Source organism: Mycobacterium sp. 663a-19 (genome assembly GCF_035616495.1).
Taxonomy (GTDB): domain Bacteria; phylum Actinomycetota; class Actinomycetes; order Mycobacteriales; family Mycobacteriaceae; genus Mycobacterium.
The window spans coordinates 90,908-107,910 of record NZ_JAPJAV010000010.1; the positions used below are offsets into that span (position 1 = coordinate 90,908).

Annotated in this window: 25 protein-coding genes; 15 read left to right on the top strand and 10 right to left on the bottom strand. The window is 69.6% G+C overall.

The genetic code is table 11. The features are described 5' to 3' along the window. Positions 1–71: 71 nt before the first annotated feature. On the top strand, positions 72–755 hold the full coding sequence (locus tag OQ968_RS18330; protein WP_324680427.1) for a TrkA family potassium uptake protein: 684 nt from the start codon (positions 72–74) through the stop codon (positions 753–755). Between the two features lie 4 nt (positions 756–759). After that, positions 760–1,434, top strand: a complete 675-nt coding sequence (locus OQ968_RS18335) for a TrkA family potassium uptake protein (protein WP_324680428.1) — start codon at positions 760–762, stop codon at positions 1,432–1,434. Here the strand turns inward: OQ968_RS18335 and OQ968_RS18340 are convergent. Together OQ968_RS18340 and OQ968_RS18345 are read right to left on the bottom strand one after the other, a co-directional pair. Then, positions 1,431–2,102, bottom strand: a complete 672-nt coding sequence (locus tag OQ968_RS18340; protein ID WP_324680430.1) for a DUF3159 domain-containing protein — start codon at positions 2,100–2,102, stop codon at positions 1,431–1,433. The two genes, OQ968_RS18335 and OQ968_RS18340, sit on opposite strands and share 4 nt — an antisense overlap. Beyond that, positions 2,099–2,467, bottom strand: coding sequence for an OB-fold nucleic acid binding domain-containing protein (locus tag OQ968_RS18345; protein ID WP_324680432.1), 369 nt, complete (start codon positions 2,465–2,467; stop codon positions 2,099–2,101). Before OQ968_RS18345 ends, OQ968_RS18340 begins: the two co-directional genes overlap by 4 nt. A 134-nt stretch (positions 2,468–2,601) precedes the next feature. On the opposite strand from OQ968_RS18345, the gene OQ968_RS18350 reads away from it, so the two are divergent. After that, positions 2,602–3,300 carry an alpha/beta hydrolase gene (locus tag OQ968_RS18350; protein WP_324680434.1) on the top strand — a complete coding sequence of 233 codons (699 nt, stop codon included), beginning with the start codon at positions 2,602–2,604 and terminating at the stop codon, positions 3,298–3,300. Positions 3,301–3,313: 13 nt separating this feature from the next. Here OQ968_RS18350 and OQ968_RS18355 read toward each other — a convergent pair whose 3' ends face one another. Both OQ968_RS18355 and dut read right to left on the bottom strand, forming a co-directional pair. Further along, a complete protein-coding gene (locus tag OQ968_RS18355) occupies positions 3,314–4,033 on the bottom strand; it encodes a DUF3710 domain-containing protein (RefSeq protein ID WP_324680436.1) in 720 nt (239 codons plus the stop codon). Beyond that, a complete protein-coding gene (gene dut / locus OQ968_RS18360; protein WP_324680438.1) occupies positions 4,033–4,497 on the bottom strand; it encodes a dUTP diphosphatase in 465 nt (154 codons plus the stop codon). The genes OQ968_RS18355 and dut overlap by 1 nt, the downstream gene beginning before the upstream one ends. A gap of 25 nt (positions 4,498–4,522) precedes the next feature. On the opposite strand from dut, the gene OQ968_RS18365 reads away from it, so the two are divergent. After that, positions 4,523–5,002, top strand: a complete 480-nt coding sequence (locus OQ968_RS18365) for a DUF3093 domain-containing protein (RefSeq protein ID WP_324680439.1) — start codon at positions 4,523–4,525, stop codon at positions 5,000–5,002. A gap of 6 nt (positions 5,003–5,008) precedes the next feature. Here the strand turns inward: OQ968_RS18365 and OQ968_RS18370 are convergent, their stop codons facing one another. Further along, positions 5,009–5,311: a DUF4193 domain-containing protein gene (locus OQ968_RS18370; RefSeq protein WP_003919098.1), complete on the bottom strand. Its 303-nt coding sequence runs from the start codon at positions 5,309–5,311 to the stop codon at positions 5,009–5,011. Positions 5,312–5,501: 190 nt separating this feature from the next. Here OQ968_RS18370 and cei point away from each other — a divergent pair, with 190 nt between their 5' ends. Beyond that, positions 5,502–6,152, top strand: a complete 651-nt coding sequence (cei, locus tag OQ968_RS18375) for an envelope integrity protein Cei (RefSeq protein ID WP_324680447.1) — start codon at positions 5,502–5,504, stop codon at positions 6,150–6,152. Between the two features lie 9 nt (positions 6,153–6,161). Here the strand turns inward: cei and OQ968_RS18380 are convergent, their stop codons facing one another. Continuing rightward, a complete protein-coding gene (locus OQ968_RS18380; RefSeq protein ID WP_324680449.1) occupies positions 6,162–7,037 on the bottom strand; it encodes an inositol monophosphatase family protein in 876 nt (291 codons plus the stop codon). Positions 7,038–7,138: 101 nt separating this feature from the next. Here OQ968_RS18380 and ppgK point away from each other — a divergent pair, with 101 nt between their 5' ends. Both ppgK and OQ968_RS18390 read left to right on the top strand, forming a co-directional pair. Further along, entirely contained in the window at positions 7,139–7,948 is an 810-nt protein-coding gene (ppgK, locus tag OQ968_RS18385; protein ID WP_324680451.1) for a polyphosphate--glucose phosphotransferase, read from the top strand. Positions 7,949–8,125: 177 nt separating this feature from the next. Continuing rightward, the gene (locus tag OQ968_RS18390) at positions 8,126–9,739 is read left to right on the top strand and encodes an RNA polymerase sigma factor (protein ID WP_324680453.1); all 1,614 of its coding nucleotides are present in this window, start codon (positions 8,126–8,128) and stop codon (positions 9,737–9,739) included. Positions 9,740–9,791: 52 nt separating this feature from the next. Here OQ968_RS18390 and OQ968_RS18395 read toward each other — a convergent pair whose 3' ends face one another. Then, the gene (locus tag OQ968_RS18395) at positions 9,792–10,406 is read right to left on the bottom strand and encodes a TetR/AcrR family transcriptional regulator (protein WP_324680455.1); all 615 of its coding nucleotides are present in this window, start codon (positions 10,404–10,406) and stop codon (positions 9,792–9,794) included. A gap of 139 nt (positions 10,407–10,545) precedes the next feature. Here OQ968_RS18395 and OQ968_RS18400 point away from each other — a divergent pair, with 139 nt between their 5' ends. Together OQ968_RS18400 and OQ968_RS18405 are read left to right on the top strand one after the other, a co-directional pair. Then, positions 10,546–11,421, top strand: a complete 876-nt coding sequence (locus OQ968_RS18400) for an SAM-dependent methyltransferase (RefSeq protein ID WP_324680457.1) — start codon at positions 10,546–10,548, stop codon at positions 11,419–11,421. A gap of 12 nt (positions 11,422–11,433) precedes the next feature. Next, positions 11,434–11,721, top strand: coding sequence for a hypothetical protein (locus tag OQ968_RS18405; protein WP_324680459.1), 288 nt, complete (start codon positions 11,434–11,436; stop codon positions 11,719–11,721). Here OQ968_RS18405 and OQ968_RS18410 read toward each other — a convergent pair. After that, complete coding sequence (locus OQ968_RS18410) at positions 11,709–12,137, bottom strand: nuclear transport factor 2 family protein (RefSeq protein WP_324680461.1); 429 nt, start codon at positions 12,135–12,137, stop codon at positions 11,709–11,711. The genes OQ968_RS18405 and OQ968_RS18410 overlap by 13 nt on opposite strands. An 86-nt stretch (positions 12,138–12,223) precedes the next feature. Here OQ968_RS18410 and OQ968_RS18415 point away from each other — a divergent pair, with 86 nt between their 5' ends. Then, a complete protein-coding gene (locus tag OQ968_RS18415) occupies positions 12,224–12,610 on the top strand; it encodes a RidA family protein (RefSeq protein ID WP_324680463.1) in 387 nt (128 codons plus the stop codon). On the opposite strand, the gene OQ968_RS18420 is transcribed toward OQ968_RS18415, so the two are convergent. Beyond that, entirely contained in the window at positions 12,586–12,963 is a 378-nt protein-coding gene (locus OQ968_RS18420) for a DUF952 domain-containing protein (RefSeq protein WP_324680465.1), read from the bottom strand. The two genes, OQ968_RS18415 and OQ968_RS18420, sit on opposite strands and share 25 nt — an antisense overlap. Before the next feature lie 135 nt (positions 12,964–13,098). On the opposite strand from OQ968_RS18420, the gene OQ968_RS18425 reads away from it, so the two are divergent. Further along, positions 13,099–13,284, top strand: coding sequence for a DUF7455 domain-containing protein (locus OQ968_RS18425; protein ID WP_076063742.1), 186 nt, complete (start codon positions 13,099–13,101; stop codon positions 13,282–13,284). Positions 13,285–13,348: 64 nt separating this feature from the next. Continuing rightward, entirely contained in the window at positions 13,349–14,281 is a 933-nt protein-coding gene (locus OQ968_RS18430) for a YihY/virulence factor BrkB family protein (RefSeq protein WP_420715946.1), read from the top strand. Here the strand turns inward: OQ968_RS18430 and OQ968_RS18435 are convergent, their stop codons facing one another. Beyond that, positions 14,282–14,521, bottom strand: coding sequence for a DUF3039 domain-containing protein (locus OQ968_RS18435; RefSeq protein ID WP_324680468.1), 240 nt, complete (start codon positions 14,519–14,521; stop codon positions 14,282–14,284). Positions 14,522–14,584: 63 nt separating this feature from the next. Here OQ968_RS18435 and OQ968_RS18440 point away from each other — a divergent pair, with 63 nt between their 5' ends. The 3 genes from OQ968_RS18440 (at position 14,585) to OQ968_RS18450 (ending at position 16,991) form a co-directional block, all read left to right on the top strand. Next, entirely contained in the window at positions 14,585–15,055 is a 471-nt protein-coding gene (locus tag OQ968_RS18440; RefSeq protein ID WP_420715947.1) for a DUF3099 domain-containing protein, read from the top strand. Between the two features lie 118 nt (positions 15,056–15,173). After that, positions 15,174–16,169 carry a sigma-70 family RNA polymerase sigma factor SigB gene (gene sigB, locus OQ968_RS18445; protein ID WP_324680472.1) on the top strand — a complete coding sequence of 332 codons (996 nt, stop codon included), beginning with the start codon at positions 15,174–15,176 and terminating at the stop codon, positions 16,167–16,169. 132 nt (positions 16,170–16,301) lie between these two features. Next, positions 16,302–16,991, top strand: a complete 690-nt coding sequence (locus tag OQ968_RS18450; protein ID WP_324680474.1) for a metal-dependent transcriptional regulator — start codon at positions 16,302–16,304, stop codon at positions 16,989–16,991. Positions 16,992–17,003: the final 12 nt, after the last annotated feature.

The window sequence follows — 17,003 nt, forward strand, 5'->3', positions numbered from 1 at the left end:
TAAGCCCACCCCGGTTTGCCGGTAGCGTTGCCGATTGCAGGAACACGCAGAACCCAGCCGGGAGGCCTCAAGTGCGGGTGGTTGTGATGGGGTGCGGCCGGGTGGGCTCCTCCCTGGCCGACGGGCTGTCCCGGATCGGGCATGACGTCGCCGTCATCGACCGCGACAGCGCCGCGTTCAACCGGCTGAGCCCGGAGTTCGCCGGTGAGCGCGTGCTGGGCCAGGGATTCGACCGGGATGTGCTGCTGAGCGCGGGCATCGAGGAGGCCGACGCCTTCGCCGCCGTGTCGTCCGGGGACAACTCCAACATCATCTCGGCCCGACTGGCCCGGGAGACGTTCGGCGTCAAGCGCGTGGTCGCCCGGATCTACGACGCCAAGCGTGCCGAGGTCTACGAGCGCCTCGGCATCCCCACGATCGCCACCGTGCCCTGGACCACCGACCGGCTGCTCAACGCGCTGACCCGGGAGAGCGAGACCGCCAAGTGGCGCGATCCGACCGGCACCGTCACCGTCTCCGAGGTGGTGTTGCACGAGGACTGGGTGGGGCACCGGGCCACCGACCTGGAGCAGGCCACGGGCGCTCGGGTGGCGTTCCTGATCCGGTTCGGGACCGGTGTGCTGCCGGAGCCCAAGACCATCATCCAGGCCGGCGACCAGGTCTACATCGCCGCGATATCCGGCCGCGCCGCCGAGGCGGTGGCCATCGCCGCACTGCCGCCCGGCGAGGACCTCGAGTCGGGAGGGGGCCGGTGAAGCCATGAAGGTAGTTGTCGCCGGGGCCGGCGCGGTGGGCCGCTCGGTCACCCGCGAGCTGATCGGCAACGGGCACGACGTGACGCTGATCGAGCGCAACCCCGAACACGTCGACGTCGACGCGATCCCGGCCGCGCACTGGCGGCTGGGCGATGCCTGCGAGCTGAGCCTGCTGGAGTCGGCGCATCTGGAGGATTTCGACGTGGTGGTGGCCGCGACCGGCGACGACAAGGTCAACGTGGTGCTCAGCCTGCTGGCCAAGACCGAGTTCGCGGTGCCCCGGGTGGTGGCGCGGGTCAACGACCCCCGCAACGAATGGCTGTTCACCGACGCCTGGGGCGTCGACGTGGCGGTGTCCACCCCGCGGATGCTGGCCTCGCTGATCGAGGAGGCCGTCGCCGTCGGCGACCTGGTGCGGCTGATGGAGTTCCGCAAGGGTCAGGCCAACCTGGTCGAGATCACCCTGCCCGACGACACGCCGTGGGGCGGCAAGCCGGTGCGCAGGTTGCAGCTGCCCCGCGACGCGGCGCTGGTGACGATCCTGCGCGGGACGCGGGTGATCGTGCCGGAGGCCGACGAGCCGCTGGAGGGCGGCGACGAGCTGCTGTTCGTCGCCGTCACCGAGGTGGAGGAGGACCTGCGCAAGCTGCTGCTGCCGGCCGCCCCGCCCGCGCCCTAGTCGACCGGGTGGTCGGCCTCGACCGCGACAGTGGCACCGGCGGCCGTGGACATGGCGCGCTGGGCGGCCTTGATCGCCGCGTAGGTCGCGGCGGCGGCCAGCAGGGTCAGCGGCCAGCCCATCCCGATCCGCGCCACGCCCAGCCAACCGGTCCGGCCGGCGTCGTAGAGCTGCTGCTGAACCACGTACCGGGCGCCGAACACCAACATCCAGCCGAGCGTGGCGAAATCGAACGCGTACACCGCCCGGGGCACGGCGCGCCAACCGTGATCGCGCCCGCTGGCCCAGGTCCACACGTAGCCGACCGCGGGGCGGCGGGCCAGGATCGACAGCGCGAACACCACCGCCCAGAACAACGACCCCCAAATGCCAAGCAGGAAGTAGCCTTTCGACTCCCCCATCGCGTAGGCGATGGCCGCGCAGAAGGCGACGCCGAAGAACCCGGAAAACGCCGGCTTCGGGGAATCGCGCCGGATCAGCCGCCACAGCAGGACCAGCGTGGCCACGGCCAGCGCCGACCCGACCGCGGGCAGCAGGCCGAAGAGGGAGGAAGCCGTGACGAAGGTCACCACCGGCAGCGACGAGTAGACGACCCCGCTCACCCCGCCCGCCTGCTCCAGCAGGCGTTCCAGCGTGGTGCGATTGCTGGTTTGGCCGGGAACGCTCACCGCTGAATTTCGTAGTGCGGGTTGTAGATGGCCTTGGCCCCGTTCTCCAGCTTTCCCAGCCGGCCGCGCACCCGCAGGGTGCGGCCCGAGTCGATGCCGGGGATGCGGCGTTGCCCCAGCCACACCAGGGTGACGGTGTCGGTGCCGTCGAACAGTTCGGCGCGGACCCCGCCCGCGCAGGCCTTGCCGTTACATTCCACGCTGCGCAGCGTGCCCACCATGGTGACTTCCTGGCCGCGCTCGCAATCGATCACGCGCTGCGCGCCGGTGCTTGCGACCTCGTCGGACAGCTCCTCGGAGTCGAGTTGTTCCGGGTCCTCCGTCAATCGACGGGTGAGCCGACGCAGATATCCTTGGGCCCCCATTGGCCGCTCCTGACTGCTAAAGCTACGGCGCTTCCGTCTTATGCCAACGGACACCGTAGACCTGTTGGTTCCCCGGCGCCAACCCCAACAAACCGTGATTTTGGCGACCCTCCGGCGGCGGGCACTATCGAGGGGTGGTTGTCGATCTGCGCGGTGTCACCACCGCGCTGTTGCCCGGCACCGGATCCGACGACGACTACGTCTACCGGGCGTTTTCCGGACCGTTGCGGGAGGCCGGCGCGTCGCTGGTGGCCCCGGCGCCGCGGCCGGACCGGCTGATCGACGGCTACCTCTCCGCGCTGGACGACGCCGGGCGCGACGGCCCGATCGCCGTGGGCGGCGTGTCGATCGGTGCCGCGGTGGCGACGGCGTGGGCGCTCGCGCATCCCGACCGCGTGGTCGCCGTCCTGGCCGCCCTGCCGGCCTGGGCCGGCGCCCCGGGTACGGCCCCGGCGGCGCTGGCCGCGCGGCATTCCGCATGCCAGCTGCGAACGCACGGTTTGGCGGCGACGACCGCACAGATGCGGGCCTCCAGCCCACGCTGGCTGGCCGAGGAGTTGGCCCGCTCGTGGCAGGCCCAGTGGCCGCGACTGCCCGACGCGATGGAAGAGGCCGCGGCCTACGTCGCGCCCAGCCGCGCCGAGCTGGCCCGCCTGGCCGTGCCGCTGGGGGTGGTCGCCGCCGTCGACGACCCGATCCACCCGCTGCAGGTCGGCATCGACTGGGTGGGCGCCGCGCCGCGCGCGGCCCTGCGGACGGTGACGCTCGACCAGATCGGCGACGACGCCGCCGCGCTGGGGGCGGCCTGCCTGGCCGCGCTCGCCGACGCGTAGCCCGTTGCGGGACCTATCCCCCGGTCGTGGTGCGCAGCTGCTGCATCGCCGAGCCCTCGGCGCTGCGCCGCGCGGCGGGCTCGCCGGGCGGCGGTTGGGCCCCCTCCTGTTGCTGGGCCTGCTGCGCGGCCGCGGCCCGCAGCTGCTCGACCATCGGCTCGGGCAGCTGCACCGGCAGCGGCGTCCGCACCGGCAGCGGGGTGTCGCCGCGGCGAACCACGGTGTCCGCCAACGCCTCCCGCGCCTCCTGCTCCAGCGCCTCGATGGTCTCGTGCGGCCCGTTGACGACGCAGCGGATCATCCAGCGGTAGCCGTCGACCCCGATGAAGCGCACCACGCCGGAGGCGACGCCGACCACTTCCCGGCCCCACGGGCCGTCCTTGATGCTGACCTTGGCCGAGTCCTTGCGCAGCGAGTCGGCAAGCTCGCCGGCCACCTCGCGCCACAGCCCGCCCGTCTTGGGCGCCGCGTAGGCGGCGATGGTGAAACGGCCGTTGGGCGTGACGACCCACACCGCGCTGGGGACACCGGTCTCGGTCAACTCGACCTGCAGCTGCCCGCCTTCGGGCATCGGGATGAGCACCGAGCCCAGGTCGAGCCGGGCCAGCTCCGCGACGGATGGGTCGTCGAAGTCGTCGATGTCGAACGGCCCCTCGAGCTCCTCCAGCTCGTCGTCGTTGCGCTCGACCGGGGCCTCGTCGTCCTTGCCTGAACCTTTACCCAACGCTGCCATCACAAACTCGCATGTCCGCCGGAGGAACCGTGGCCGCCGTGGCCACGGGTCGTCTCGGCCAGCCCGGCCTCGTCGAACGACGAGACCTCCACCAACTCCACCAGCTCGACCCGCTGCACCAGCAGCTGGGCGATGCGGTCGCCGCGATGCACCACGATGGGCTCACCCGGGTCGAGGTTGATCAGCGCGACCTTGATCTCGCCGCGATAGCCCGCGTCGATGGTGCCCGGGCTGTTGACGATCGAAAGGCCCACGCGCGCAGCCAATCCCGAGCGCGGGTGCACCAGGCCGACCATCCCGTGCGGGACGGCGACCGCCACGCCCGTGCGCACCAGGGCGCGCTGCCCGGGTTCCAGCTTCACGTCTTCTGCGCTGTACAGGTCGACCCCCGCGTCGCCGTCGTGCGCGCGACTGGGCAGCGGGAGTTCGGGATCGAGACGGACAACAGCCAGACTGGTCGACACGGGGCCACAGATTACCCTTGACCGCGTGTCCGGTACGCGCGTCGCGCCGCACAGTGTGCGATATCGCGAACGCCTGTGGGTTCCATGGTGGTGGTGGCCGCTGGGTCTGGGGCTGGCCGGGCTCGTCGCATACGAAGTCAACCTCGGCGTTCGCTCCTTACCCCCGTGGCTGCCGTTCGTCGCGCTGTTCGCGGTGGCGGCCGCGGCGCTGTTGTGGTTGGGCCGCATAGAGATCAAGGTCACCGCCGGCCCGGAGGCCGGGGTCGAGCTGTGGGCGGGCCAGGCGCACCTACCGGTCACCGTGATCGCCCGCTCCGCGGAGGTGGCGCGCTCGGCGAAATCGGCGGCGCTGGGCAGGCAGCTCGACCCGGCGGCCTATGTGCTGCACCGGGCGTGGGTCGGCCCGATGATCCTCCTGGTCCTCGACGATCCAGACGACCCCACGCCGTACTGGCTGGTGAGCTGCCGTCACCCGGAGCGGGTGCTGTCGGCATTGCGCAGTTGACCCGGCTCAGGCCGCGCAGTCGGTACAGATCATCACGCCGTTCTTCTCGCTGGCGAGCCGGCTGCGGTGTTGCACCAGAAAACAGCTCGAGCAGGTGAACTCGTCGGCCTGCTTCGGGATGACGCGGACCGACAGCTCTTCACCGGACAGGTCCGCGCCGGGCAGTTCGAAGGACTCGGCGGATTCGGATTCGTCCACGTCGACGACGGCCGAAGCCGCTTCGTTCCGTCGCGCCTTGAGCTCCTCCAGCGAGTCCTCCGAGACGTCGTCCGTCTCGGTGCGCCGTGGAGCGTCATAGTCGGTAGGCATCGTCCTATCCCCTCTATGCCCGCGTTCCCCGCGTTACTTCAAGGAACGCTTTGTACCAGCGTCGAACGCATCCACCAAATGATTCGTGCCCGGATCGTAGTCCATTAAGTTGTGATTTACGTCACACCCCCGGATTGACCCTTATGTTCGGCTTCAAACAGTGCGTTTGCGTGCCGCTAGAGTGCCACCTGTGGTCGCACAAATCACCGAGGGTACCGCGTTTGACAAGCACGGCCGGCCCTTTCGGCGACGCAATCCCCGGCCCGCGATCGTGGTGCTCGTCCTCCTGGTTTTGGTGACGGGCGTGGCGTGGACCATCGCGCTGACGCGGCCGGCCAGGGTCCATGAGGTCGCGGTGTGCAATCCGCCTCCCCAGAAGGAGGGGGCGGCGGCGCCGCAGCTCGGTGAGCAGATGTCGCGATCCGCGATGGCCGACGTCGCGCCCGCCAAGCTCGCCGACACCAAGGTGCGCGTGCTCAACGCCAGCGGCCGGGGCGGCCAGGCCGCCGACGTGGCAGGGGCGATGAAGGACCTGGGCTTCGCCGCGCCGACCGCCGCCAACGACCCGTTGTACGCGGGCGCCCGGCTGAACTGCCCGGGCCAGATCCGGTTCGGGACGGCCGGGCAGGCCGCCGCCGCGGCGGTGTGGCTGGTGGCGCCGTGCACCGAACTGTTCAACGACAACCGCGCCGACGACAGCGTCGACCTCGCCGTCGGCACCGACTTCTCCGGCCTGGCCCACAACGACGACATCGACGCCGTGCTCGCCGGCCTGCGCCCCGGCGCCTCGGAGCCGTCGGATCCCGCGCTGCTGCAAAAGATCCACGCCAGCAGCTGCTGACCCGCCGGGTCAGCCGGGGATGGGCTGCAGGCCGTCGAATCGCTCGAGGGTCGCCAGCAGCTCGTCGGCGATTCCGGGGGCGGCGGCCACCACCAGTCCCGCGCCGCCGACCGGCCCGCTCGGCGGCGGCAGCAGCACCCGGGCGCCCGCCTCGGCCGCGATCAGCGCCGCCGCGGCGAAGTCCCACACCTGCAGCCCGTGCTCGTAGAACGCGTCCAGCCGGCCCGCGGCGACCATGCACAAATCCAGTGCGGCGGAACCGATCCGGCGCACGTCGCGGACCACCGGCAGCAGCCGCGCCAGCAGCGCCGCCTGGACGGTGCGGCGCCGCCTCGAATACCCGAATCCGGTGCCCAGCAACGCCATCGACAGATCGTCGACGGCGCTGCAGCGCAGGGCGCGCGTCCCGGCCTCGTCGGTGACATGGGCGCCCAGGCCGCTCGCCGCCGAATACACGTGGCCGGCGACGACGTCGGCGACCGCGCCCGCCACCGACACGCCGTCCACCTGCGCCGCGACCGACACCGCGTAGGCCGGGATGCCGTAGACGAAATTCACCGTCCCGTCGATGGGGTCGAGCACCCAGGTGATGGTGCCGTCGGGGGTGGCCGCGGGGTCGGGGCGCCCGCCGCCCTCCTCGCCGAGAATCGGCTCCCCGGGCCGCAATTGGGCCAATCGGTCGCGCAGCAGCCGTTCGGTCTCCGTGTCGACCACCGTCACCGGATCGGTCGGGGTGCTCTTCGACCGCACCGCTCCGTTGCCGGCGTCGCCCGCCGCGGCGCCGAACACCTCGGCGCGGCGCGCACGCACGAAACCGGCGGCCTCGGCGGCCAGCGTCTCGGCGACCGAACGCAGCGGCGCGGGGTCGTCGTCATAGGCCGTCACGCGTCTATCGCATCACAGCCGCCACGGCCGCGCGGACGCGCCAACCTGCGCGGCCCCCGGGCTATGGTGAGTCACAGCCCAAGTCTCGCCGAGGAGATCCGATGACCAGCACCGACTCGAGCACGGACACGCCCGGCACCGGCCCGGCGGCCGGCGCGCCGCAACGTCGTGGCTTCGGCATCGACGTCGGCGGCAGCGGAATCAAGGGCGGGATCGTCGACATGGACACCGGGCAGCTGATCGGCGACCGCGTCAAGCTGTTGACCCCGCAACCGGCCACCCCCCAGGCCGTCGCCAAGACCATCGCGGCGGTCGTCAACGAGTTCGGCTGGACCGGCCCGCTCGGGGTGACCTACCCCGGCGTCGTCACCCACGGCATCGTCCACACGGCGGCCAACGTGGACAAGTCGTGGATCGGGACCAACGCGCGCGACATCATCGGCGCCGAGCTGAACGGCCAGGAGGTCACGGTTCTCAACGACGCCGACGCGGCCGGCCTGGCCGAGGAACGGTACGGGGCGGGCAAAGGCCACTCCGGCCTGGTGGTGCTGCTGACGTTCGGGACCGGGATCGGGTCGGCGGTGATCCACAACGGCTCGCTGATACCCAACACCGAGTTCGGGCACCTCGAGGTCGGCGGCAAGGAGGCCGAGCAACGCGCGGCGTCGTCGGTCAAGGAGCGCAAGGGGTGGAGCTACGAGAAGTGGGCCAAGCAGGTGACCAGGGTGCTGGTCGCCATCGAGAACGCGATGTGGCCCGACCTGTTCATCGCGGGCGGCGGCATCAGCCGCAAGGCCGACAAATGGCTGCCGCTGCTCGGTAACCGCACGCCGGTGGTGGCCGCGGCCCTGCTCAACACGGCCGGCATCGTCGGCGCGGCGATGGCCTCCACCTCGGACGTGACGCACTGAATTTTGCCCGGTGGGACGGTATGAGCACGCACTGTCGTTACAATGGTCCTCGGCGAACGCCCGACCGATAGCGTGCGAGTACTCGCGCTGAGATCAACGCCGACATTCGACATAGCAGACACTTTCGGTTCACCATGCCCAGACCCACCGGAAGTGAGTCCAACCGAAGGGGTGTAAGTGGCAGCGAGCAAGGCCAGCACGGCAACCGAAGCGCCGGCGAAACGCACCGCCACGAAGTCCCCCGCTAAGCGGCCGGCGGCAAAGGCCAACGGCTCCGCGCCGGCGAAGCGGGCCACCAAGTCGGCGCCGCGCGCCGCCAAGTCCGCGACCGCCACCAAGCCGACGACGGCCACGAAGCCGGCGACGCGCGCCAAGCCCACCACGGGCGAGGCCGGCGCTGCGAAGAAGACCCGCGCATCGGCAAAGAGCGCACCGGCAAAGAGCGCACCGGCCAAGAGCGCGGCGGCGAAGGGCGCGCCGGCGAAGGCGCCGTCGGGCCGCGGGACGAAAGCCTCCCCCAAGTCCGCCAAGTCCACCAAGAAGGCCGCCCCGGCGGATCCCGAAGTCGAGGCCGTCGACGTCGACGCGGCCGAAGACTTCGACGCCGAACCCGACCTCAGCGAGCCAGACATCGAAATCGACGCCGCCGACCTCAACCTCGACGACCTGGAGGAAGAAGTCGCGGCCGACGACACCGACATCGTGCCGGGCGACGCCGAGGCCGTCCCGGTCGCGGCGGTCGAGGCGGCGGCCGATGACGAGGAGGAGCTCGCCGAGCCCAGCGAAAAGGACAAGGCCTCAGGCGATTTCGTCTGGGACGAGGACGAATCCGAGGCGTTGCGTCAGGCCCGCAAGGACGCCGAGCTGACCGCGTCGGCGGACTCGGTTCGCGCTTACCTGAAACAGATCGGCAAGGTGGCGCTGCTCAACGCGGAGGAAGAGGTCGAGCTGGCCAAGCGGATCGAGGCCGGCCTGTATGCCACCCAGCTGATGACCGAGCACGCCGAGCGCGGCGACAAGCTGCCCGCCGCCCAGCGCCGGGACATGATGTGGATCTGCCGCGACGGCGACCGCGCGAAAAACCATCTGCTGGAAGCCAACCTGCGGCTGGTGGTGTCGCTGGCCAAGCGCTACACGGGCCGCGGCATGGCGTTCCTCGACCTGATCCAGGAGGGGAACCTGGGCCTGATCCGCGCGGTCGAGAAGTTCGACTACACCAAGGGTTACAAGTTCTCCACCTACGCGACGTGGTGGATCCGCCAGGCCATCACCCGCGCCATGGCCGACCAGGCCCGCACCATCCGCATCCCGGTGCACATGGTCGAGGTGATCAACAAGCTGGGCCGCATCCAGCGCGAGCTGCTGCAGGACCTGGGCCGCGAGCCCACGCCCGAGGAGCTGGCCAAGGAAATGGACATCACGCCCGAAAAGGTGCTCGAGATCCAGCAATACGCGCGCGAGCCGATCTCGCTGGACCAGACCATCGGCGACGAGGGCGACAGCCAGCTGGGCGACTTCATCGAGGACAGCGAGGCGGTGGTGGCCGTCGACGCGGTGTCGTTCACGCTGCTGCAAGACCAGCTGCAATCGGTGCTCGAGACGCTGTCCGAGCGCGAAGCCGGTGTAGTACGGCTGCGTTTCGGCCTCACCGACGGCCAGCCCCGCACCCTGGACGAGATCGGGCAGGTGTACGGCGTCACCCGCGAGCGCATCCGCCAGATCGAGTCCAAGACGATGTCAAAGTTGCGCCACCCCAGCCGTTCTCAGGTGCTGCGCGACTACCTGGACTGAGATTTGGGCGTAGGCGTACGCGAGCGATCGCGGCGCCGAACGACCGCGAAACCTACGACGCTGCCGACTCGTCGGCGCCGGGCAGTTTGGTGAGGCTGTGGAATGCCGCGCTGAAGATGGCGGCGATGTCGCGATCGTCGGCGGTGGCGATGGGCTCCTTGTTGAGCAGCACGCGCAGCACGCCGATGCCCAGGAGCAGTGCGGTGACCATGTCGGCGCGAAGTCGCGGTTGGTCGGCGATGATGCGGTCGGACAGGTTGCGGGTGATACCGATTTCGATCTGCTGGTTGAGCCGTGCGACGACCTCGGGATCCCCGCTCGAGCGCAGCAGCGCGAACAGCGGGGCGTCGATATCGCGACGGGCTTGCAGGACTCGGTCGATCAGCAGCTGCCCCACCGCGTGATCCGCGGCGGCCCGGGCGGCGGGAACATTGCCCGAGATATCGGTGGCCTCGGTGAAGAGCTCTCGCTTGGACCCGAAGTAGCGCCTGATCAGCATCACGTCGACGCCGGCTTGTGCGGCGATGGCGCGCAGTGAGGTAGCCCGATAACCCTGGCGCAAGAACTGCTCGCGAGCGGCCTGCAGAAGGCGTGCCCGGGTGGCGGCGGCGCTGCGACGCGGCGGGGCGCTCGCTTCCGGGCCTGCCCGATTGACCGTGCGCGACATGCCGCCTCCATCGAGTCTTATCCACGCGAGTTTATCTACAACTGTAGACATCATTCCCATACGGGACTAACATTTTGTATGTCTACAGCTGTAGACATACCGTTCGGTTCACGCACGGGCTCGAAAGTGGGTGACCCACATGGCTGATCAGCCACACACGCCGGCGCCGACCGGCATCGGCGCCACCTCCCTCGGTGTCGCACTGCTGCGCGCGCGGGAAAGCCGCCGCACCGACCGGCTGTTCGACGATCCGTACGCGCAAGCGTTTGTCGACCGCGCCCATCCCGACGGCTCGCCGTGGGCCGGCACCGGTGCCGGCCCGAAATTCCTTGAGCTGATGGCCGGGCAGGTCGCGGTGCGTACCCGCTTTCTCGACCAAGCACTGGCCGATGCCGCCGGCACGGGCATCACCCAGGTCGTCCTGCTGGCCTGCGGCATGGACAGCCGCGCGTTTCGCCTCGCCTGGCCGGCCGGCACCGCGATCTATGAAGCCGACCAGCCCGAGGTCTTACGGTTCAAGTCGGCCGTGTTGGACGAGCTGCACGCGCAGCCGCGGTGTCATCGGGTCGCAGTGCAAGTGGATTTGGGAACCGACTGGCCCGCAAGGCTGTTCGAGGCCGGGTTCGATCCGCACAAGCGCACGGCCTGGCTGGCCGAAGGGATCCTATACGCTCTCGAACCCGATGCCGCCGACGTGTTTCTCGATCGCATCAGCGCGTGCTCGGCGCCGGGAAGCACCCTGGCCTTCGACCACAACGAGGATTCGCCACTGCTTCGCGCCGCGCTCACCGCGATCTCACCCGAACTCGTCGCATTGTGGCGGGGCGGTCCGGGCGACGATCTGGGGACCTGGCTGCAACGGCGCGGCTGGCACGCCGAGGTGCGCGACATTGCACAGCTTGCCGCCGAATACGGCCGTCCTGCCCCGCCCGCCTTCGACCCCCACAACGATGCGGCCGGCCGCGGCTGGCTGGTCGCCGCCACCAGACGCCGGCCTGAAAACCGAACGCGCTAAGGAGGATTCATCGTGGCAGGAGTCATGCTCGTCAAACAAAAAGTCGGCAGTACCGAGCAGTGGAACGCCGTTTTCCGCGACCCTCAATTGGATGCGGTGCGCCGTGAGCACGGTTTGGTGGTGACCGGGACCTACGTCGACGCCGAGGACGCGAACACCGTCATCGTCGTGATGGATATGCACGACCTCGCCAAGGCCCGTAGATTCGCCGCTTCCAAAGAATTGGCGACCGCGCGCGAGCGGGCCGGCGCGATCGGCTCCCCGGAGGGCGTATGGTTCGCGCCGCATCAAATCCAATGACCGGCAGTGCCTCGCTGCAGCGCCCCGCTCGGGTCGTAATAGAGCTCCTGGCGGGCTATCAGCCCGTCGTGGTAGCGGTAGACCACCACGTACGTCGAGCGCAGGCGGTGCGCACCCGAGGTCCAGTCGAACTGCACGCGCACGAACGCGACGTCCCCGCCCGGCGCGATGGCGTGCTCGGTCGCCTCGTAGCGGATGTCGGCGCAGCCGCGGATGGTGAGCGCGATGAACTCGAGCGTGCGGTCGACGCCGTCGATCCGGTCGGGCCAGTCGAAGAGCCGCACCGTCGGGCTGACGTACACCACGTCGGGCGAATAGAGACCCCGCGCGACCTCGGGGTCGCCGGCGGCGAACGCCCGCGCGAAGCGCGCCTCCTGCGCAAGCAGCGCGTCCTCGGAGATGCCAGGATTGGCCATCGCTCGCTCCCTCCGCCGGGCGGCCCCGGTTGCCGCCGAGCTTAATTCGGTGTCGTCCAACGTGTTTGGTCGGCTACTGTGACCGCATGTCGGCCCACCGCAAACTTGTCTCGTCCGAATCCGAATTCGAATCGGTGGTCGGCTACTCGCGCGCGGTTCGCGTCGGCCCGCACGTGGCGGTGGCCGGGACGACCGGCGCCGGGCCGGCGGGCGACATCGCCGCGCAGACCCGAGATGCCTTGCGCCGCATCGAGATTGCGCTCCGGCAGGCCGGCGCTGCGCTCACCGACGTGATCCGGACCCGCATCTACGTCACCGACATCGCCCGCTGGCGCGAGGTCGCGGCGGTGCACGCGGAAGTCTTCGGCGACGTGCGTCCCGTCGCCACCATGGTGGAGGTCGCCGCGCTGATCGCTCCCGACCTGCTGGTCGAGGTCGAGGCCGACGCCTACGTCGACTCCCTCGCCTCCTGAGGTCCCGCGATGGGCGGGAAGGCACCGTCGGCCCCCGGCGGATAGTCCGTGACCCTCGTCACAGCGCGCACCGGGATCGGGCCGTACAGGTGCGGGAACACCATCGACTCGGGATCGGTTGCCACGCCCGGCTCCCAGCGCACGGGCGAGTCCAGCAGGGCCGGATCGACGCGCAGCAGGACCAGGTCGTCGCGGCCGCGGTAGAGCCGGTTGGCCGGCAGGTGTACCTGCTCGAGCGTCGACAGATGGATGAACCGGTCCCCGGCGCACGGCCGGATCTCGCCGCGGGCGCGGGCGGCGGCCCACTCTTCGGCGCCGCACAGGTGCACCAGGGGGCCGGGAGCGGACGTCACGTCGGGCCAGCTTAAAGCGGGTGCCCGACGCAGGTGGGGACTCCGTGAGAAACGACACACCCGATAACGGTCGGGGAACAACGCGAAAACCGGATACGTCTGAGACAGTGAATGTACGAAAAAATGGGAGAAGCCATGAACGCAACTTTGACCAGTCCCGAGCTGACCAGAGCGGACCGCTGCGATCGCTGCGGTGCCGCGGCTCGCGTCCGTGCCAAGCTGCCTTCGGGGGCCGAGCTTCTCTTCTGCCAGCACCACGCCAACGAGCACGAGGCGAAGCTGACCGAGCTGTCCGCGGTGCTGGAGGTCAGCGGCAACTAGGTCCGCGAACTCACCCATCTGCAATGTGGGGCGCCGGCGCAGTCATCGGTAATGCTGGACCCCTATGAGCGATCAGGTCGCCGCGAGGCCGTCCCGCCACCACATCTGGCGAATCAGCCGCAGGACCCTCTCCAAGAGCTGGGACGACTCGATCTTTTCCGAGTCGGCGCAGGCCGGCTTCTGGTCGGCGCTGTCGCTGCCGCCGCTGCTGCTGGGGATGCTGGGCAGCCTGGCCTATGTGGCGCCGCTGTTCGGCCGGGACACGCTGCCGTCGATCGAGAAAAGCATCCTGTCCACCGCGCACAGCTTCTTCTCGCCGAGCGTCGTCAACGAGATCATCGAGCCCACCATCCGCGACGTCACCGCCAACGCCCGGGGCGAGGTGGTGTCGCTGGGTTTCGTGATCTCGCTGTGGGCGGGGTCGTCGGCGATCTCGGCATACGTCGACGCCGTGGTGGCGGCCCACGACCAGACTCCCCTGCGGCACCCGGTGCGGCAGCGGTTCTTCGCGCTGTTTCTCTACGTGGTGATGCTGGTGTTCGTGGTGTGTGCCGCGCCGGTGATGGTGGTGGGCCCGCGCAAGGTGAGCGAGCACATCCCGTACAGCCTGGCCAACATCCTGCGCTACGGCTATTACCCCGCGCTGATCCTCGGCCTGATGCTCGGGATCGTGCTGCTGTACCGGGTGTCGCTGCCGGTGCCGCTGCCCACCCACCGGCTGGCGTTCGGCGCCGTGCTGGCGACGGCGTTCTTCGTGACCGCGACGCTGGGCCTGCGCGTCTACCTGAGGTGGATCACCAGCACCGGCTACACCTACGGCGCGCTGTCCACCCCGATCGCGTTCCTGCTGTTCGCGTTCTTCGGCGGCTTCGCCATCATGCTGGGCGCCGAGCTCAACGCCGCCATCCAGGAGGAGTTCCCGGCGCCGGCCACCCACGCGCACCGGCTGCGCAACTGGTTGCTGGCCCGCGCGGGCGCGACGCAGCCGCCGGCCTGATCAGCCCTTCTTGAGCCGGTCGTAGATCTGCTTGCACTCCGGACACACCGGTGAGCCCGGCTTGGCCGCCCGCGTGACGGGAAACACCTCGCCGCACAACGCCACCACGTGGCTGCCCATGACCGCGCTCTCGGCGATCTTGTCCTTCTTGACGTAGTGGAAGTATTTGGGGGTATCGCTGCCGGTCCCGTCGTCGACGCGTTCGTCGGTCTCGGTGCGTTCGATCGTCTGGGTCTGCATACCTCACATTGTGCAACACCGCGCGCCGCCGGTCGCCAAACCGGCCGAGCCGGAGTCGAGCGCGTGTGGGACAGTGGAGGAATGACGCGCGGCTCCGGTCCGGGGTCCGGAAACTTCGACAGGTTCGACGACTTCGACCGCAACAAGGCCCGGCCGGTGCTGATCACCGCCGCCGCACCGTCGTACGAAGAGCAGCACCGCGCGCGGGTCCGCAAATACCTCACCCTGATGGCGTTCCGGGTTCCGGCGCTCGTCTTCGCCGCGCTGGCCTACGGCGCCTGGCACAACGGCCTGATCTCACTGCTGATCGTGGCGGCGTCGGTGCCGCTGCCGTGGATGGCCGTGCTGATCGCCAACGACCGGCCGCCGCGCCGCGCCGACGAGCCCCGGCGGTTCGACAGCGCGCGGCGCCGCACCCCGCTGTTCCCCACCGCCGAGCGGCCCGCGCTCGAGGCTCGCCGGCATCCGCTGCCGCACGCGGGCCCGGACGGCGACGCGGACTACGACGCGGGTTCTGGCATGGGTTCCGGCTGACCGGCCGCGAACCGGACTTCTCAGGACATTCTCAGGTCGGCGGCACATTTGTGCACGTCAAGTCGTGTGAGATGCCGAATCCGCGGGAACTCCAAGGGCGGACCTGTCGTTAAAGGACATGACAGTACAAGCCAATCGGGAGGTCGCTATGGCCGAAACACGGGCCACCACTAGCAGGATTGACGGCGATCTGGATGCTCAAAGCCCCGCGGCGGACCTCGTGCGCGTTTACCTGAACGGCATTGGTAAGACCGCGTTGCTCAACGCCGCGGGCGAGGTAGAACTCGCCAAGCGCATCGAGGCCGGGCTTTACGCCGAGCACCTGCTGCAAACCCGTAAGCGCCTCGGCGAGAACCGCAAACGCGATCTCGCGGCCGTCGTGCGCGACGGCGAGGCCGCGCGCCGTCACCTGCTGGAAGCGAATCTGCGCCTGGTGGTTTCGCTGGCCAAGCGTTACACGGGCCGGGGCATGCCGCTGCTGGACCTCATCCAGGAGGGCAACCTGGGCCTGATCCGCGCGATGGAAAAGTTCGACTACACAAAGGGATTCAAGTTCTCGACGTACGCCACGTGGTGGATCCGTCAGGCCATCACCCGCGGCATGGCCGACCAGAGCCGCACCATCCGGCTGCCGGTCCACCTCGTCGAGCAGGTCAACAAGCTGGCGCGGATCAAGCGGGAGATGCACCAGAACCTCGGGCGCGAGGCCACCGACGAGGAGCTGGCCGCCGAGTCGGGCATTCCGGTCGAGAAGATCAACGATCTGCTCGAGCACAGCCGCGACCCGGTGAGCCTGGACATGCCGGTCGGCTCCGAGGAGGAGGCCCCGCTGGGCGACTTCATCGAGGACGCCGAGGCGATGTCCGCCGAGAACGCGGTGATCGCCGAGCTGCTGCACACCGACATCCGCAGCGTGCTGGCCACCCTCGACGAGCGTGAGCATCAGGTGATCCGGTTGCGTTTCGGTCTGGACGACGGCCAGCCGCGCACCCTGGACCAGATCGGCAAGCTGTTCGGTCTGTCGCGCGAGCGGGTGCGTCAGATCGAGCGGGACGTGATGGCCAAACTGCGCAACGGGGAACGCGCCGATCGGCTACGGTCGTACGCGAGCTGACCCCGCCAACCCAGAGCCAGGTAGCAGACAGTATGCCCGTCGCAGCAGCGGCGGGCATACTGCTTGCCTGGGACGCGTTGGACCCATTCGCGCAGCTGGCCAAGTAGACTCAGCGTCAACGGAGGGTGCTGGATGAACGAGCTGGTTGATACCACCGAGATGTATCTGCGGACGATCTACGACCTAGAGGAAGAGGGCGTCACGCCGCTGCGCGCCCGGATCGCCGAACGGCTCGACCAGAGCGGGCCGACCGTCAGCCAGACCGTGTCCCGCATGGAGCGGGACGGATTGCTCCACGTCGCCGGCGACCGCCACCTGGAGCTCACCGACAAGGGTAGGGCCCTGGCCGTCGCCGTGATGCGCAAGCACCGCCTCGCCGAGCGATTGCTCGTCGACGTCATCGGGTTGCCGTGGGAAGAGGTGCACGCCGAGGCGTGCCGGTGGGAACACGTCATGAGCGAGGACGTCGAGCGGCGGCTGGTGAAGGTGCTCAACCACCCCACCACCTCCCCGTTCGGCAACCCGATCCCCGGGCTGCTGGACCTGGGCGTGGGCCCGGACTCGGGCGCCGAGGACGCCGACCTGGTCCGGTTGACCGAGTTGCCCGCCGGGTCGCCGGTCGCGGTGGTCGTGCGCCAGCTCACCGAGCACGTCCAGGGCGACATCGACCTGATCACCCGGCTCAAGGACGCCGGCGTGGTGCCCAACGCCCGGGTGACCGTCGAGACCGGCCCCGCCGGCGTGACCATCCTGATCCCGGGCCACGAAAACGTCACCCTGCCGCACGAGATGGCGCACGCGGTCAAGGTCGAGAAGGTCTGACGCGCACCGGTT

What these genes read in the sequence shown, in the direction of transcription:
- OQ968_RS18430 (WP_420715946.1), top strand. Translation starts at nt 13,349, where the DNA reads ATGAGCGATCAGGTCGCCGCGAGGCCGTCCCGCCACCACATCTGGCGA.
- OQ968_RS18415 (WP_324680463.1), top strand. Translation starts at nt 12,224, where the DNA reads ATGTCGGCCCACCGCAAACTTGTCTCGTCCGAATCCGAATTCGAATCG.
- sigB (WP_324680472.1), top strand. Translation starts at nt 15,174, where the DNA reads ATGACAGTACAAGCCAATCGGGAGGTCGCTATGGCCGAAACACGGGCC.
- OQ968_RS18370 (WP_003919098.1), bottom strand. Translation starts at nt 5,311, where the DNA reads ATGCCTACCGACTATGACGCTCCACGGCGCACCGAGACGGACGACGTC.
- ppgK (WP_324680451.1), top strand. Translation starts at nt 7,139, where the DNA reads ATGACCAGCACCGACTCGAGCACGGACACGCCCGGCACCGGCCCGGCG.
- OQ968_RS18395 (WP_324680455.1), bottom strand. Translation starts at nt 10,406, where the DNA reads ATGTCGCGCACGGTCAATCGGGCAGGCCCGGAAGCGAGCGCCCCGCCG.
- OQ968_RS18355 (WP_324680436.1), bottom strand. Translation starts at nt 4,033, where the DNA reads ATGGCAGCGTTGGGTAAAGGTTCAGGCAAGGACGACGAGGCCCCGGTC.
- OQ968_RS18335 (WP_324680428.1), top strand. Translation starts at nt 760, where the DNA reads ATGAAGGTAGTTGTCGCCGGGGCCGGCGCGGTGGGCCGCTCGGTCACC.
- OQ968_RS18450 (WP_324680474.1), top strand. Translation starts at nt 16,302, where the DNA reads ATGAACGAGCTGGTTGATACCACCGAGATGTATCTGCGGACGATCTAC.
- OQ968_RS18425 (WP_076063742.1), top strand. Translation starts at nt 13,099, where the DNA reads ATGAACGCAACTTTGACCAGTCCCGAGCTGACCAGAGCGGACCGCTGC.
- OQ968_RS18400 (WP_324680457.1), top strand. Translation starts at nt 10,546, where the DNA reads ATGGCTGATCAGCCACACACGCCGGCGCCGACCGGCATCGGCGCCACC.
- OQ968_RS18435 (WP_324680468.1), bottom strand. Translation starts at nt 14,521, where the DNA reads ATGCAGACCCAGACGATCGAACGCACCGAGACCGACGAACGCGTCGAC.
- OQ968_RS18345 (WP_324680432.1), bottom strand. Translation starts at nt 2,467, where the DNA reads ATGGGGGCCCAAGGATATCTGCGTCGGCTCACCCGTCGATTGACGGAG.
- OQ968_RS18410 (WP_324680461.1), bottom strand. Translation starts at nt 12,137, where the DNA reads ATGGCCAATCCTGGCATCTCCGAGGACGCGCTGCTTGCGCAGGAGGCG.